Source organism: Rathayibacter sp. RFBD1, from assembly GCF_002932915.1.
Classification (GTDB): Bacteria; Actinomycetota; Actinomycetes; order Actinomycetales; family Microbacteriaceae; genus Rathayibacter.
Map to the genome: position 1 here is coordinate 86,992 of NZ_PSWQ01000009.1, position 14,696 is coordinate 101,687.

Here is a 14,696-nt window from a genome sequence, read left to right on the forward strand (position 1 = left end):
CGGGCGGGCGCTCGTCGGGAGCGGGGCGGTCGCGGCTCTGCGATCCGGGGAGTGGTCAGCGCAGCAGCAGGTTGGGCTGGAGCAGGTAGCGGTAGCTGTCGCTGCCGGGCTGCTCCCGCGAGGTCTGCGCGGTGATCAGGACGGGGCCGGGCTTGTTGGGGTTCTCGGTCTTCGTGAACGCGATGCGCACGAACTCCGAGTGGACGGCGGCGAGGCCGTCGAGCAGGAACTGCGGCTTGAGCGAGACGACCACGTCGTCGCCGGTCACGATCGCGTCGATGCTCTCGGACGCCTGCGCCTGCTCCGAGCCGATTGCCTCGAGGGTGAGGCCGTCGCTGCTGAAGCTGAAGCGGAGGGCCGCCTCGCGCTCGAGCACGAGCGAGACGCGGCGGGTGGCCTCGATGAGGTCGCTGGTCGACATGACCGCGTAGTTCTCGACGGAGGCGGGGAAGAGGCGCTTCACGGGCGGGAAGTTGCCCTTGATCAGCAGCGACGTGACGGTCTTGCGGTCCGCGGTGAAGGCGATCAGCTCGCGCTCGTCGCGGTTGGTGATCGCGACGGAGACGGTGCCGGAGTGGCCGAAGGTCTTGCCGACCTCCTGCAGCGTGCGCGCGGGCACGAGGGCGGTGAGCGGCTGGGTGGGCGCGGGGTTGTCCCCGTTGTCCCAGTCGATCTCGCGGACGGCGACGCGGTAGCGGTCCGTCGCGACGAGGCCGATCGTGTTCTCGGTGATCTCGAGCTGCACGCCGGTGATGACGGGGGTCACGTCGTCGCGGGAGGCGGCGACCGCCACCTGCGAGACGGCGGCCGCGAAGGCGTCGGCCGGGACGAGGCCGGTGGAGGCATCGATCTCGGGGATGCTCGGGTACTCCTCCACGGGCATCTGCAGGAGCGTGAAGTGCGCCGAGCCGGCCGAGACCGAGACGCGCGACTCCTCCGTGGCGATGCGCACGGGAGCGTTGGGGAGGCGGTTCGCGATGTCGGCGAGCAGACGGCCCGAGACGAGCACGGTCCCCGTCTCCTCCACATCGGCGGCGATCTGCGTCTGCGCGGACACCTCGTAGTCGAAGGAGGACAGCGTCAGACCCTCGGCGGTCGCCTCGATGAGGACTCCGGAGAGGATCGGCAGGGTCGTGCGCTGCGGAAGCAGCTTGACCGCGAAGGACACCGCCTCGCTGAAGACATCGCGGTTGGCTTGGAACCTCACGAGTACACCCCTGACGAGTCGCGGACGAAGACCGTCGCCCATCGTACCCGCCGGGCTCGACGAGCTCGGAAGGGGGTGGACCGCCGAGCACTCCCGAGCCGCTGTGGAGAGGTTGCCGGTCGAGGCTTCATTAAAGAGAGAACTGCGTTAACAGTGTTAACACGTGTGGAAACTGTGGAAAACGCTTCGGACCCCTACTCCTGGGTGGGATCGGAGGGACCCGCCCCTGTGGAGGGAGTGTGAGCGGGCCCGTGGACGCCCTGTGGAGCGATCCGAGCCGACCGGTCGCCCTCCACAGGCGGGCTCTCCCGGCGCACAGTCCCGAGGCGGTTGTCCACAGTTATCCACAGGTTCCTCACACTGTGGAAATCGGCCCTCCGAGGGGCGCGAGGCGGCGTGTCCGAGGCGCGCGAGGCAGGTCCGAGGAGTCCGTCGACGACTTCTCCGGTCACGACGGAGACCGTCGAGCGCAGCTGCCGCCGTCCGAGCGGCCCGGAAGACGGTGCGCGCTCCCCCTCCCCCGCGTTGCTCTCCGGGCCGTCGCACGGCGGATCGACACGACACCGTCCGATCGCACGCCGGCCGCTCAGCCGCTCACCCGGACCCCCTGAGCACGTCCGGTCCGTGCTGGTCGAGTAGCCGCAGTGCGGCGTATCGAGACCCCCGCCAGCGCCTTCGCCTGATCTCGACGCGCGCCGACACCGACGTCCTGCTGCTCGCGCCGCGATCCCCGTCGCTCCCTCCCCTCACACGAGGAGAGGGGAGCGACTACCCGACCACCGCGCACGGATGCCGATGGACCCTGGGGCACGCCGCCCGGGACAGGTGGTCCCGGGGACCGTACGACTGCCGGCTAGCGGTTCGTCTTGATGCGGGTGGTCAGCTCGGTGACCTGGTTGTAGATGCTGCGGCGCTCCTTCATGAGCTCCGAGATCTTCTTGTTCGCGTACATGACCGTGGTGTGGTCGCGGTTGCCGAACAGCTGGCCGATCTTGGGCAGCGAGAGGTTCGTCAGCTCCCGGCACAGGTACATGGCGATCTGGCGCGCGGTGGCGACGGCCTGCGAGCGCGACGAGCCGTAGAGGTCGTCGACCGTGAGCTTGAAGTAGTCCGCGGTGTGGTTGATGATGTCGACCGGCGAGATGACGTTGTCCTCGTCGAGCGTGATCAGGTCCTTCAGCACGGTCTGCACGAGCGACATGTCGACCGGCGTCCGGTTCAGGCTCGCGAACGCGGTGACGCGGATGAGCGTCCCCTCGAGCTCGCGGATGTTGCTCGACACCTTCGACGCCATGAACTCGAGGATGTCGTCGGGCACGAGCAGCTTCTCGCTGACCGCCTTCTTGCGGAGGATCGCGATGCGGGTCTCGAGGTCGGGAGCCTGCACATCGGTGATGAGGCCCCACTCGAAGCGCGAGCGCATCCGGTCCTCGAAGCCCGTCAGGGCCTTCGGCGGCAGATCGGACGTGATCACGACCTGCTTGTTGTGGTCGTGCAGCTGGTTGAAGGTGTGGAAGAACGCCTCCTGCGTCTCCGCCTTCCCCTGCAGGAACTGGATGTCGTCGATCAGGAGGATGTCGACGTTGCGGTAGCGGCCGTGGAAGGCGTTGCCCCGGTTGTTCGCGATCGAGTTGATGAAGTCGTTCGTGAACTCCTCGCTCGAGACGTACCGCACGCGGATCCCCGGGTAGAGGCTCATCGCGTAGTGGCCGATGGCGTGGAGGAGGTGCGTCTTGCCGAGCCCGGAGTCGCCGTAGACGAAGAGCGGGTTGTAGGCCTTGGCGGGAGCCTCGGCGACCGCGACGGCCGCGGCGTGCGCGAACCGGTTGGAGCCTCCGATGACGAAGTTGTCGAAGCTGTACTTCGGGTTCAGCCGGGTGTCGGTCGCCGGCACAGTCCGCAGCTCCTCGACCCCGCGGGTCGGCGCGACCGTCGCCGAGGAGGCGGTGATCGGCTCGAACGGGTTCATCGACTCCTGCGACGACGGGGAGCTGAGGGGCTCGTGCTCGATGTCGGGGTTCACCACGAAGGCGAACGTCGTGACGCCGAAGGAGTCGTCGAGCGTCCCGATCGCGCTGAGCAGGGGCACGCGCACGCGCTGCTCGAGCATCCCGCGGGTGAACTCGTTCGGGACCTCCAGGTAGAAGGTGCCCGCCATGATGCCCTTGGGCTCCACGAGCGAGACGAACCCGTAGAGGGGAGCGGTGATCCGCTCGTCCTGGGAAAGTGCGCCGAGGATCACGTTCCACGCGTCGACCATCGACGTGTCGTCTGCCATCTGTCTCCGGTCCTGGGTGCTGTCGCTGTGAAGTCGCTGCGGGATCGCCGTCTCCGCCGGACCCGTCGCCGCCCGCTGCAGGGGCGTCGCGGACCGGGCGCGGAGCCGGGTCTCGAGTGCCGCTCTCTCCACAGGGTTGTCCACCGGCCTCGAGCGATGCCTGTGCGGGCGCGGGAGGACGCGGATCCCACCTGTGGATAACTGCGGCTCAACACCGTAACGAACGGAGCCGACGGGAGACAAATCCACCACAGCGACACCCGCGTGTCAATGCGCGGAACCCCGTGTCCCGTGTGCATGATCGAGGTTTCGCGCCGTCCACATTTGACCGGTGGCGGAACAGGCCGTAGTTTAAATCAATTGACGCCTGCCCGGTGTCGTCCGTGCGGCCCTCGCAGGCCGAGCGGATTCCGCAGCCGGGCACCCCTTCTTCCCGGAGGATCCGAGTCTCCGCCCGAGCGGGTGGTGCCGGTTCGCGCCGCGGAACACGTACGTGGAGATCTGATTATGAGCAAGCGAACCTTCCAGCCGAACAACCGTCGTCGCGCCAAGGTGCACGGCTTCCGTCTGCGCATGCGCACCCGTGCCGGCCGCGGCATCCTCAGCGCGCGCCGCGCCAAGGGGCGCACCGAGCTCTCCGCCTAGCAGCGAGCGGTACCGACCAGCGGTGCTGGCCAGAGCCAATCGCATCGTCCACGGAGGCGAGTACCGGACAGTCGTCCGTCGCGGTGTGCGGTCCACAGGACCGCACACCGTCACGTATGTCCGCCGGTCCTCCGCGGGCGATCCGGCGCGGTTCGGGTTCATCGTCGCCAAGACGGTCGGCACCGCGGTGACGCGCAACACCGTCCGCCGCCGGCTCAAGGCCGTGGCGTTCGAGCTCGTCCCCGAGATCGACCCCGGCACCCAGGTCGTCGTCCGCGCGCTGCCCGGCAGCGCCGACGCCCCCTGGTCGGAGCTGCGCTCCGAGGTGTGGTCCGCGATGGCGCGAGCCGCGCGGAAGAGCGGGGCGTCCTCGTGACCGCCGTGCTCCCCCGCCGCGAGGCGCCGTTCGCCCGGCTCGGGTGGGCGATCCTCCTGCTGCCGCGGAACATCGGCGTCCTGCTCCTGATCGTCTACCGGGCGGTCGTGTCCCCTCTCTACGGGGATGTCTGCCGTTACTACCCCTCGTGCTCCGCGTACGCGCTCCAGGCGGTCCAGCTCCACGGGCTCGTCCTCGGCTCCGTCCTCGCGGCCCGCCGTCTGCTCCGCTGCCACCCGTGGGCGGCCGGCGGCATCGACGACGTCCCGACCTCGATCCCCCTGCACCGACCGGCTTCCGGCCGGACCCGCTTCGCCGTGACGCGAGCCGGGTTCGTCGTGGGCCCTCGAAAGGACTGACCCCACTCCATGGACCTCCTCGGCACGATCCTCTGGCCCCTCAAGTGGGTGGTCGAGCTGCTCCTCGTCGCCTTCCACCAGCTGCTGACCTTCACCGGCATGGAGGCGGCCGCGGGAATCACCTGGGTCCTCTCGATCGTCGGCCTGGTCATCGTCATCCGCGCCGCGCTCATCCCGATCTTCGTCAAGCAGATCAAGAGCCAGCGCCGGATGCTCGAGGTCGCGCCCCAGCTCAAGAAGATCCAGGACAAGTACAAGGGCAAGCGCGACCAGCTGTCCCGCGAGGCGATGTCCCGCGAGACCATGGAGCTCTACAAGAAGACGGGCACCAACCCGCTCGCCTCCTGCCTGCCCCTGCTGATCCAGATGCCGATCTTCTTCAGCCTGTTCTCGGTGCTGAACGCGGCGCAGCACAGCCAGAAGGGCGTGGGCCCGCTCGACGAGACGCTCGCCCGCCAGTTCGGCGAGGCGAACCTCTTCGGCGTCGCGCCGCTGCACCAGTCGATCCAGGGCGCACTCGCCGAGGGCGGCCAGGAGCCGGTCATCATCATCGCGGTGATCATGGTCGTCCTGATGACCGCATCGCAGTTCATCACGCAGCTGCAGATCGTGTCGAAGAACATGTCGCCCGAGGCGAAGGCCTCGCCGACGTTCAAGCAGCAACGGATCCTGCTCTACATCCTCCCCCTCGTCTTCGCCTTCTCGGGCTTCGCCTTCCCCCTCGGCGTGATGTTCTACTGGCTGACCTCGAACATCTGGACGATGATCCAGCAGTTCATCGTCATCCGGAACATGCCGACCCCGGGCAGCGAGGCCGCCAAGGCCCGCGAGGAGCGCCTGCGCCGCAAGGGCAAGCTGGTCGAGGAGACCACGGCCGCCGGCGACGTCACCCTCGTCGAGAAGAAGGCCGTGCAGCGCACGCAGCCCGTGAGCAAGAACCGCTCCAAGAAGCAAGCCGGAAAGAAGTAGAGCCGCCATGACCGATCCGATGCAGACCATCACCGACGACGCGTCCGCACCCGCGGACGTGGACGCGTCCGCCGTCGACGAGGCGCCCGAGTCCACGCTCTCGCAGCTCGAGGACGAGGGCGACGTCGCCGCCGACTACATCGAGGAGTTCCTCGACATCTGCGACCTCGACGGCGACATCGACATCGAGGTCCGCAACGGCCGCGCCTACCTCTCGGTCACCGCCTCCGGCGACACGAACCTCCGGGTGCTCTCCCGCCCCGACGCCGTCCAGGCGCTGCAGGAGCTGACGCGACTGGCGGTCCAGACGAAGACCGGCGCGTTCTCCCGGCTCATCCTCGACATCGGCGGCTCCCGCGACGCCCGCGAGGCGGAGCTGGCCCAGCTGGTCGACCGCGCGATCGAGCGGATCGAAGACGGCGCGACGTCGGCCTCGCTCCCGCCCATGTCGTCGTACGAGCGCAAGCTCGTCCACGACATGGTGGGCGAGCGCGGCTTCGTGTCGGAGTCGCGCGGCGAGGCGCGCGAGCGCCACACCGTCATCACCCGCGGCTGAGCGGCGTGGAGTCGACCCTCGAGGCCGAGCCCGCAGCCGCTGCGGCGATCGCCGGCGACCACCTGCCCCTTCTGCGGCGCTTCACGGAGGCTCTCGCCGACCAGGGCGAGGAGCGCGGCCTGATCGGGCCGCTGGAGCTCCCCCGGCTCTGGACGCGGCACGTGCTCAACAGCGCCCTGGTGGCCCCTCTCCTGCGTCCTGGACTGGTGGGTGATGTCGGCAGTGGCGCGGGCCTTCCCGGGCTCGTCCTGGCCATCGTGCGGCCCGACGTCCGTTTCGTGCTCATCGAGCCGATGGAGCGACGCGTCGTCTGGCTTCAGGAGCAGGTCGACGGACTCGGGCTCGAGAATGTCTCAGTTCTTCGTGCCCGTGCTGAAGAGGTGCAGCTCCCGGAGCCTCTCGACCAGGTGACCGCTCGGGCGGTCAGCGCCCTCTCGAAGCTGATCCCGCTGACCGCGCCGCTGCTGCGGCCCGGAGGCGAGCTGGTCCTGCTGAAGGGCATCAACGCCGAGAAGGAGATCGAGGCGGCGGCCAAGCAGATCCGTCGTTTCCGGCTCTCCCCGCCCGAGGTCGTCGTGCTCGGCGACGGCGTGCTCTCCGAGGTGACGAGGGTCGTCCGGGCTACAGTGGGTTGATCGCCACGACGCCGCAGTGAGCCCCCGACTCCTCGTCCGTCGACTCCTCGGTGCTGATGTCCGTCCCACTCGCTGAGCGAAGGTTTCACGTGAAACAAACCGATTCCGCCGGTCTGACCGGAGGCTTCGATTCCTCGACTCCCCTGGCCCGGGAGATCGCGGACATGACCCGTCGGCGCGCACTGCTGAACGCCCAGCCGCTGCCCAAGCCCGAGTCGACGCGCGTCATCACGATCTCGAACCAGAAGGGCGGCGTCGGGAAGACGACGACGACCGTCAACCTCGCCGCCGGGCTCGCCCGCGGTGAGGCGAAGGTGCTCGTCATCGACCTCGATCCGCAGGGCAACGCGTCGACGGCCCTGGGCATCGAGCACCGCGCCGAGACGGCCAGCGTGTACGACGTGATCGTCAACGACACTCCCCTCGCGGACGTCGTGCAGAAGAGCCCGGAGTTCGCCTCGCTCTACGGTGTGCCGGCGACCATCCACCTGGCCGGCGCCGAGATCGAGCTGGTCTCGCTCGTCGCACGCGAGCAGCGTCTCCGCCGTGCGCTCGACCGCATGCTCGACACCATGGACGAGCCGTTCGACTACGTCTTCATCGACTGCCCGCCGTCGCTCGGTCTGCTGACCATCAACGCGTTCGTCGCCGCTCGCGAGGTGCTCATCCCGATCCAGTGCGAGTACTACGCGCTCGAGGGGCTCAGCCAGCTGCTCAAGAACATCGACTTGATCGAGCGGCACCTCAATCCGAACCTCGGTGTCTCGACGATCCTCCTGACGATGTACGACGGCCGCACGAACCTCTCCCAGCAGGTGGCAGCGGATGTCCGAGAGCACTTCCCGAAGGAGGTGCTGCGCGCGGTGATCCCGCGCAACGTGAGGATCTCGGAGGCGCCGAGCTACGGACAGAGCGTGATCAGCTACGACCCGCAGTCGTCCGGTTCGCTGGCGTATCTGGAGGCGGCCGCGGAGGTCGCACGACGCGGAGCTCGGAAGACACCCGAGACGGCACACGAAGGAGAGGCACGCTGATGGCGACCAAGCGCACGGGACTCGGCCGGGGGATCGGCTCGCTCATCCCGACCAGCGACGAGTCGCGCTCCCGGCCTGTCGACGTCTTCTTCCCTGATCAGGTCGGCGATTCGGCCCGTGCCGAGGAGCTCCTCGAGGTCCCCGGAGCGCGCTTGGCGCGACTCCCCCTCGCCGACATCACCCCCAACACGGCGCAGCCGCGGTCGGTGTTCGACGAGGACGACCTCGCGGAACTCGTCCACAGCATCCGCGAGTTCGGAGTGCTGCAGCCGATCGTCGTCCGGCCCGTGACGGCTCGCGGCGGAGCGAAGTACGAGCTCGTCATGGGTGAGCGCCGGTTCCGCGCCTCGAAGGCCGCGGGACTGACCACCATCCCCGCGGTCGTCAAGGACACGGCCGACGAGAACATGCTCCGCGACGCGCTGCTGGAGAACCTGCACCGCGCCGACCTCAACCCGCTCGAGGAGGCGTCCGCCTACCAGCAGCTCCTCAGCGACTTCGGGATCACCCAGGAGGCCCTAGCGACGCGGCTCGGACGTTCGCGGCCGCAGATCTCGAACACGCTCCGTCTCCTGCGGCTCCCGGCCGATGTGCAGGCCCGCGTCGCTGCCGGCGTCCTGACCGCAGGACACGCGCGTGCGGTTCTGTCCCTCGACGACGTCGAGATGATGCGCCGCCTGGCCGACAAGATCGTCAACGAGGACCTGTCCGTCCGCGCCGCCGAGGCCGCCGCGGCGCAGATGAAGGCGCCGCGGACGACCACGCGTCCCGTGGTGGAGGAGCAGGGCGGGCACTCCGGACACCTCTCGTCCATCGCGGATCACCTCGGCGACCGGTTGAACACGCGCGTCAAGGTCACCCTGGGCGCACGTAAGGGCCAGATGGTCATCGACTTCGCCACCATCCAGGACTTGAACCGCATCCTCGCCGAGATCGGGGAGCCGACTGAGGTGTCGCTCGCTCCGTAGTGGCCGGCCTAGTGGCCGCCACTGATTCGCCGTGCGGCTGGCGTGCGCGTGCTCGCGTTGTGTTCTTGGCCGCAATCGCCGATGTGGCGGTATCCGCTCCCTTCGTCGGCACCGCGATCACAGGAATCGGTACGCTTGAGGCGGCCTACGAAATGCCTTGTGAGCTGTGCATTCTCGGCCGTCGCCATCTCTCTGATTGATGAGCCCTTGTGACCGGCACAGTCTGATGAAGTGGCCCCAGGTTCTGCGGGGCCCTGCTGACTCCGGGCCTGGTCGAGAATACGGCTGGTATAGCCGAACGGCGACGATCGCCGGGTATCTGGGGCATTGATCTCTGGATAGAGCAGCTCACGATGCGCCTATATGGCGGTTGAGTAGTCGTGGAGCGCCGGATCTAGGGTTGGCTGAGTTCAGACCTCGTTGACCTCCGGAGTTCATGTCGCTTTCGGTGACTCGCTGGCGGGCGCAGGACGGGTGCCTGGGTGGGTCGTACTCGGTGGCGCTCTCCGCTGCCCAGGGCGACGTCATGGTCGCCGATATTCCCGTGCGGAGTGTTTCACGTGAAACATTCCTACGTTGGCCGCTGAGATGAGGACCCCCTCGGCTGTCCGTGCATCCCAAGTCGCCGGTGAGGACCGCTTCCTGGGCCTCCAGAAATTGGCCGGCGGGGGGGCAAGTTAGACGAAATGCAGTATCGCTTCGTTCTCGCGGATCGACGCGGATGTGATGAGTGGGTTCGCCGAGGTTTGACGGAGGACCCCGTCTGCGGTCGCCCCCGGAGAGCACTGAAAGAGACGATGGAAGGGCCGTTTCACGTGAAACGGTGCGCTCTAGGGCGGCCTAGCCATTGAAGAGCTACGAGCTTGTCATGTAGGAGGGGAGGCCCTCATCGGCTCGACTCGCTCCAACGGGCGCAACATTTCGGATCGAAGTTCCTCAACGGCTGCGGAAGCGTTTCACGTGAAACGCCCCTGCCGAGAACATTGGACGCCCATGCGGATCATCGCGGGACCGATTTCGACCGCAATGCTCGAAAGAGATTGCTCGCCTGACCAGCGGAATAGAGACACCACCCCCCCCGAGGCGGAGTTGAGGTCGGAGAACCAAGCGAAAAGGGTCCCTTCGGGCCGTGGGTCTCAATACCTCGCGTTGTGGCTACTCGACCAGCATGGCGACGGGTGCCTGGTGTCGATCAGCGTCGATCGACCATGTTGTGTCTCCTCAGAGATGGCGCGGGTGGCGATCGTGGTGAGCCTCGATTCGACGCACTACTGCTCTTCACCGGTATGTCTGCGGATATGGCCAGACAGTGGGCATGGATACATCGCTCCAGGCAACGCCCCGCCAGGTACCCACTGGGGGTCGCCGGATCTCGATACGCGACAATGCGTCTACTCGACCAGCATGACGACGAGGACCAGGTGGCGATGGATGCCCGTGGGCCTGGTGAAAAGGTGGCGGCGGGGGCGGGGTCTACCACGCTGATCTGCGGATAATCGACCGGCGCGGCGACAGATGTCTAACGTTGGTGGGAGTCGATACGCGGCCTCGGGTTCTTCCCCGAGTTGGCACTACTGGTCTGCTGATGAAGACGTGGACCCGTTATTGAGCGGCTACTCGACCCGCATCGTAGGGAGAAGGCGGCGATAGAGGGTCCTGATCGGCCGCGACGCGATTACTCGTCTGGCATGGATTCGAGCACTCGTTCAGAACTCAGCAGCCACGTGATCAGGAGCGTCCGCGCAGCGGACCGTTTCACGTGAAACGGTATGGAGTCAGGAGGCTGCGAGCTTCGCGAGGGTGGAGTAGACGTCGCCGAGGTAGCGGCCGGATGCCTCGATGGCCTGGGGAACGAGTGAGGTCTCGGTCATTCCGGGAAGGACGTTCGCGTCGAAGAACCAGGGGAGTCCGGCGTCGTCGATGATGAAGTCGAGCCGCGACAGGTGGCGGAGTCCCAGCAGTTCGTGGATCGCAACGGCCACGCGGGACACCTCCTCCGTGATCTCCGGCGAGATCCGTGCCGGCGTGTAGAAGTGCGTCTCCCCCGCGTTGTAGCGCGCCTCGAAGGTGTACTGGCCCGCGACGGGTGCGATCTCGACGGGCGGCAGGGCGAAAGGACCGTCATCGAGGTCGAGAACACCGACCGAGACCTCGGTCCCCTGGATCTGCTGTTCGATGAGCACGACGTCGCCGTAGGTGTACGCCTCGACCATCGCTCGCGGGAGCTGCGACGACTCCGTCACGATGCTGACGCCCTGGGCCGAACCGCCCTGAGCGGGCTTCACCACGAGGGAGCCCGGCAGGTGCGCCTCGACCTGCTCCAGAATCCCGGCGGCTCCGAGCTCGCGGAAGGTCTCGCGGGGGAGGGTGACGGAGCGCGGGGTCGAGAAGCCCGCGCGAGCGACGAGCGTCTTCGCGGTCGGCTTGAACCAGGCCAGGCGCGCCGCGTCCGTCTGCGAGCCGACGTAGGCGAAGCCAGCCGCCTCGAGGAGCCCGAGGAGCGCACCGTCCTCACCGCTCGCCCCGTGCACCGCGGGCCAGACGACGTCGGGACGCTTCTGCAGGAGCGTCGAGAGGAGGCCGGCGTCCGGTTCGTGCAGGGAGACGCGGTGGCCCATCGCGGAGAGACGATCCGCCACGCGACGGCCCGACCGCAGGGAGACGTCGCGCTCGTGGCTGATGCCACCGCTGATGACGACGATGTCGAGTGTACGGTCGAGCACAGAGAAATCGGTCATGACCAGGGCTTTCTTATCGAAGGAGCGGTGTCAGGAGACGTTCGGCGGCAGGACGGCGTCACGCTTGCTCGCGTCGGCGCTGCTCAGCCGGCCCGTGCCCGCGAAGGTCGACAGCAGATCGAGCTCTCCGTTGATGACCGTGGCGAGGCGGCGGATGCCGTCACCGATGCGCTCCGGTGTCGGGTAGCAGAACGAGAGGCGGATGTTCTGACGTCCGTCTCCGTTGCCGTAGAACGCGGTACCCGGCGTGTACGCGACGAGCTCCTTCACTGCGCGCGGCAGCATCGCCTTGGAGTCGAGCTCCTCGGGCAGCGTGACCCAGACGTAGAAGCCGCCGTTCGGGTTCGTCCAGCTGAGGCCGGGCAGATGGGTCTGCAGGCCCTTCAGCATCGCCTCCTTCCGCTCGCGGTAGACGCCCCGGAAGGTGTCGATCTGTCCGCGCCAGTCGGCCGTCTCGAGGTACTTCGAGATGACCAGCTGGCTGAAGGACGACGGACTGAGGACGGCCGCCTCGTTGGCGAGGATCAGCCGCTCGCGGATCGCATGCGGAGCGAGAGCCCAGCCCACTCGGAAGCCGGGAGCGAGCGTCTTCGAGAACGTGCCGAGGTAGATCACCCCGTCCTCCTCCAGCGAGCGCATCGCCTTCGGCGGGACGTCCTCGAAGTAGAGGAGGCCGTACGGGTTGTCCTCGAGCACGAGGATTCCCTCGGACTTGCAGATCTCGAGGATCTCGACGCGGCGCTCCCAGCTGAGGGTCACGCCCGCGGGGTTGTGGAAGGTGGGGATCGTGTACAGGAACTTGATCGTCTTGCCGGCGGCGCGCACGCGGGCGATGTGCTCGCGGAGGGCGGCGGGGATGAGCCCGTGCTCGTCCATCGGGACGTGCTCGACCTCGGCCTGGTACGACCGGAAGATGACCATCGCCGTGACGTAGCTGGGGCCCTCGGAGAGGACGACGTCCCCCGGGTCCAGGAAGAGCTTCGAGACGAGCTCCAGGGCGTGCTGAGAGCCCGTGGTGACCACGATGTCGTCCGCGCTGGCGGAGATGCCTTCGAGGGCCATGACATCGAGGATCTGCTCGCGGAGGACGGGGACGCCCTGGCCCGACCCGTACTGCAGCGCGACGGGTCCCTGCTCCCGCATCACGGTGTCGATGGCGCCGGTCACCAGGTCCTGGGGGAGCGCGGACACGAACGGCATGCCGCCGGCGAGCGAGACCACTTCGGGGCGTGACGCGACGGCGAACAGGGCTCGGACCTCGCTGGCGGCCAGACCGGCCGTGCGCTCCGCGTAGGAGTTGTACCAGGGGTCGAGGTTGGTGCCGCGGTTGGTCACGATGGTTCCGCTTCGCTCGGTGGACAGGGTCTCTCCGGCCGGAGCCGGGTGGATCCACAGTACCGGCCGGTCCTGTGCTGCGGCGGGGCGGTCGGGCGCCACCGCAGGGAGCGTGGCCTGCCCCCGAGCAGGGCTGTTTCACGTGAAACAGCCCCGGGAACGAGGAGAGCCCCCGTCACGACGTGACAGGGGCTCTCAGAGACCGCACGGGCGGTCAGGGGTGCGAACTCAGAGGAACGCGGCCAGGTCGGCCTCGAGGGCCGGCTTCGGCTTGGCGCCGATGACGGTCTTCACGACCTCGCCCTTCTGGTAGACCTTCATCGCCGGGATCGACGTGATCTGGTACTTCGCGGCGGTCTGCGGGTTCTCGTCGACGTTCAGCTTGACGATCTCGATCTTGTCGCCGTGCTCGGCCGAGATCTGGTCGAGGATCGGTGCGACCATGCGGCAGGGGCCGCACCACTCGGCCCAGAAGTCGACCAGGACGGTCTTCTCGGAGTCGAGGACGTCGGACTGGAACGATGCGTCGGTGACGCTCTTCGCGGTGGACATGGTGTTCTCTCCTTCACGAGTCGGCGGGCTGCCGGCTCCGATGTGCGATGACCTGACGGTCAGCGGGTGATGAGCTCGGCCCGGGGTGAGCCTTCGGTGTGGGCGGTGCCATCGGCGAGCGAAGCGAGGTAGTGCTCCGCGTCGAGGGCGGCGACCGTTCCGGATGCCGCGGCGGTGACGGCCTGACGGTAGGTCGGGTCGATCACGTCGCCGGCGGCGAAGACGCCGGGAACGGAGGTCTGGGAGGAGCGGCCGACCACCGAGATGGTGCCCTCGGTGGTGAGGTCGAGCTTGCCGTGCACGACGTGCGTGCGCGGGTCGTTGCCGATCGCGATGAACAGGCCGTCGAGGTCGAGGTGGGACTCGGTGCCGTCGACCGTGTCGCGCAGCTTCACGCCGTCGACGTGGTTCTCACCGGTGATTCCGGTGACCTCGGCGTTCCAGATGAACTCGATCCTCTCGTTGTCGAAGGCGCGCTTCTGCATGACCTTCGAGGCGCGGAGCGAGTCCTTGCGGTGGATCACGTAGACCTTCGCGGCGTGCTTGGTGAGGAAGGTCGCCTCCTCCATGGCGGAGTCGCCACCGCCGACGACGGCGATGGTCTTGCCCTTGAAGAAGAAGCCGTCGCAGGTGGCACACCACGAGACACCGTGTCCCGACAGGCGGTCCTCGTCGTGGAGGCCCAGCTTGCGGTACGCGGATCCGGTCGCGACGACGACGGTCTTCGCCTCGATGCTCTCGCCGGAGCCGAGGTGGACGGTCTTGACCTCGCCCTCGAGATCGAGGGAGGTGACGTCGTCGTAGAAGGTCTCGGCGCCGAACTTCTCGGCCTGCGCCTGCATCGAGGTCATCAGCTCGGGGCCGAGGACGCCGTCGGGGAAGCCGGGGAAGTTCTCGACGTCCGTCGTGTTCATCAGGTCGCCGCCGATCTCGACCGACGAGGCCACGACAACCGGGTGCAGCTCGGCGCGCGCCGCGTAGATGGCGGCGGTCCAGCCGGCGGGGCCGGATCCGATGATGACGATGTCGCGCACGGCAACTCCT

Annotated in this window: 14 protein-coding genes; 8 read left to right on the top strand and 6 right to left on the bottom strand. The window is 67.8% G+C overall.

Going from position 1 to position 14,696, the window contains the following annotated elements; translation table 11 throughout:
* Positions 1-55: 55 nt before the first annotated feature.
* Positions 56-1,207, bottom strand: a complete 1,152-nt coding sequence (gene dnaN, locus C5D50_RS03980) for a DNA polymerase III subunit beta (protein WP_104232992.1) — start codon at positions 1,205-1,207, stop codon at positions 56-58.
* Positions 1,208-2,060: 853 nt separating this feature from the next.
* A complete protein-coding gene (dnaA, locus tag C5D50_RS03985) occupies positions 2,061-3,485 on the bottom strand; it encodes a chromosomal replication initiator protein DnaA (protein ID WP_104225789.1) in 1,425 nt (474 codons plus the stop codon).
* Between the two features lie 507 nt (positions 3,486-3,992).
* On the opposite strand from dnaA, the gene rpmH reads away from it, so the two are divergent.
* The 8 genes from rpmH (at position 3,993) to C5D50_RS04025 (ending at position 9,027) form a co-directional block, all read left to right on the top strand.
* Positions 3,993-4,130 (top strand): 50S ribosomal protein L34, encoded by a 138-nt coding sequence (gene rpmH / locus C5D50_RS03990; RefSeq protein WP_055784512.1) that lies wholly within the window; start codon positions 3,993-3,995, stop codon positions 4,128-4,130.
* Positions 4,131-4,152: 22 nt separating this feature from the next.
* Positions 4,153-4,506 carry a ribonuclease P protein component gene (gene rnpA, locus C5D50_RS03995; RefSeq protein ID WP_104222680.1) on the top strand — a complete coding sequence of 118 codons (354 nt, stop codon included), beginning with the start codon at positions 4,153-4,155 and terminating at the stop codon, positions 4,504-4,506.
* A 5-nt stretch (positions 4,507-4,511) separates the two neighbouring features.
* On the top strand, positions 4,512-4,865 hold the full coding sequence (yidD, locus tag C5D50_RS04000; RefSeq protein ID WP_244230695.1) for a membrane protein insertion efficiency factor YidD: 354 nt from the start codon (positions 4,512-4,514) through the stop codon (positions 4,863-4,865).
* 9 nt (positions 4,866-4,874) lie between these two features.
* Positions 4,875-5,834 carry a membrane protein insertase YidC gene (yidC, locus tag C5D50_RS04005; protein ID WP_104222681.1) on the top strand — a complete coding sequence of 320 codons (960 nt, stop codon included), beginning with the start codon at positions 4,875-4,877 and terminating at the stop codon, positions 5,832-5,834.
* A 7-nt stretch (positions 5,835-5,841) separates the two neighbouring features.
* Entirely contained in the window at positions 5,842-6,390 is a 549-nt protein-coding gene (locus C5D50_RS04010) for a R3H domain-containing nucleic acid-binding protein (protein ID WP_244229531.1), read from the top strand.
* Between the two features lie 5 nt (positions 6,391-6,395).
* A complete protein-coding gene (rsmG, locus tag C5D50_RS04015) occupies positions 6,396-7,025 on the top strand; it encodes a 16S rRNA (guanine(527)-N(7))-methyltransferase RsmG (RefSeq protein WP_104282800.1) in 630 nt (209 codons plus the stop codon).
* A gap of 164 nt (positions 7,026-7,189) precedes the next feature.
* Positions 7,190-8,059 carry a ParA family protein gene (locus tag C5D50_RS04020; protein ID WP_258069550.1) on the top strand — a complete coding sequence of 290 codons (870 nt, stop codon included), beginning with the start codon at positions 7,190-7,192 and terminating at the stop codon, positions 8,057-8,059.
* On the top strand, positions 8,059-9,027 hold the full coding sequence (locus C5D50_RS04025; RefSeq protein ID WP_104222684.1) for a ParB/RepB/Spo0J family partition protein: 969 nt from the start codon (positions 8,059-8,061) through the stop codon (positions 9,025-9,027). The genes C5D50_RS04020 and C5D50_RS04025 overlap by 1 nt, the downstream gene beginning before the upstream one ends.
* 1,775 nt (positions 9,028-10,802) lie before the next feature.
* On the opposite strand, the gene C5D50_RS04030 is transcribed toward C5D50_RS04025, so the two are convergent.
* The 4 genes from C5D50_RS04030 to trxB all read right to left on the bottom strand — a co-directional run bounded on the left by C5D50_RS04030 (position 10,803) and on the right by trxB (position 14,686).
* The gene (locus C5D50_RS04030) at positions 10,803-11,765 is read right to left on the bottom strand and encodes an ATP-grasp domain-containing protein (RefSeq protein ID WP_104282801.1); all 963 of its coding nucleotides are present in this window, start codon (positions 11,763-11,765) and stop codon (positions 10,803-10,805) included.
* Between the two features lie 30 nt (positions 11,766-11,795).
* Complete coding sequence (locus tag C5D50_RS04035; RefSeq protein ID WP_104225793.1) at positions 11,796-13,100, bottom strand: PLP-dependent aminotransferase family protein; 1,305 nt, start codon at positions 13,098-13,100, stop codon at positions 11,796-11,798.
* Between the two features lie 228 nt (positions 13,101-13,328).
* On the bottom strand, positions 13,329-13,652 hold the full coding sequence (gene trxA, locus C5D50_RS04040; RefSeq protein ID WP_104222687.1) for a thioredoxin: 324 nt from the start codon (positions 13,650-13,652) through the stop codon (positions 13,329-13,331).
* Between the two features lie 59 nt (positions 13,653-13,711).
* The gene (gene trxB / locus C5D50_RS04045) at positions 13,712-14,686 is read right to left on the bottom strand and encodes a thioredoxin-disulfide reductase (RefSeq protein ID WP_104225794.1); all 975 of its coding nucleotides are present in this window, start codon (positions 14,684-14,686) and stop codon (positions 13,712-13,714) included.
* Positions 14,687-14,696: the final 10 nt, after the last annotated feature.

Excerpts from the sequence above, each read along its gene's own strand:
- dnaA (WP_104225789.1), bottom strand. The coding sequence starts at position 3,485 with ATGGCAGACGACACGTCGATGGTCGACGCGTGGAACGTGATCCTCGGC.
- rpmH (WP_055784512.1), top strand. The coding sequence starts at position 3,993 with ATGAGCAAGCGAACCTTCCAGCCGAACAACCGTCGTCGCGCCAAGGTG.
- yidC (WP_104222681.1), top strand. The coding sequence starts at position 4,875 with ATGGACCTCCTCGGCACGATCCTCTGGCCCCTCAAGTGGGTGGTCGAG.
- C5D50_RS04010 (WP_244229531.1), top strand. The coding sequence starts at position 5,842 with ATGACCGATCCGATGCAGACCATCACCGACGACGCGTCCGCACCCGCG.
- C5D50_RS04020 (WP_258069550.1), top strand. The coding sequence starts at position 7,190 with ATGACCCGTCGGCGCGCACTGCTGAACGCCCAGCCGCTGCCCAAGCCC.
- C5D50_RS04025 (WP_104222684.1), top strand. The coding sequence starts at position 8,059 with ATGGCGACCAAGCGCACGGGACTCGGCCGGGGGATCGGCTCGCTCATC.
- C5D50_RS04030 (WP_104282801.1), bottom strand. The coding sequence starts at position 11,765 with ATGACCGATTTCTCTGTGCTCGACCGTACACTCGACATCGTCGTCATC.
- trxA (WP_104222687.1), bottom strand. The coding sequence starts at position 13,652 with ATGTCCACCGCGAAGAGCGTCACCGACGCATCGTTCCAGTCCGACGTC.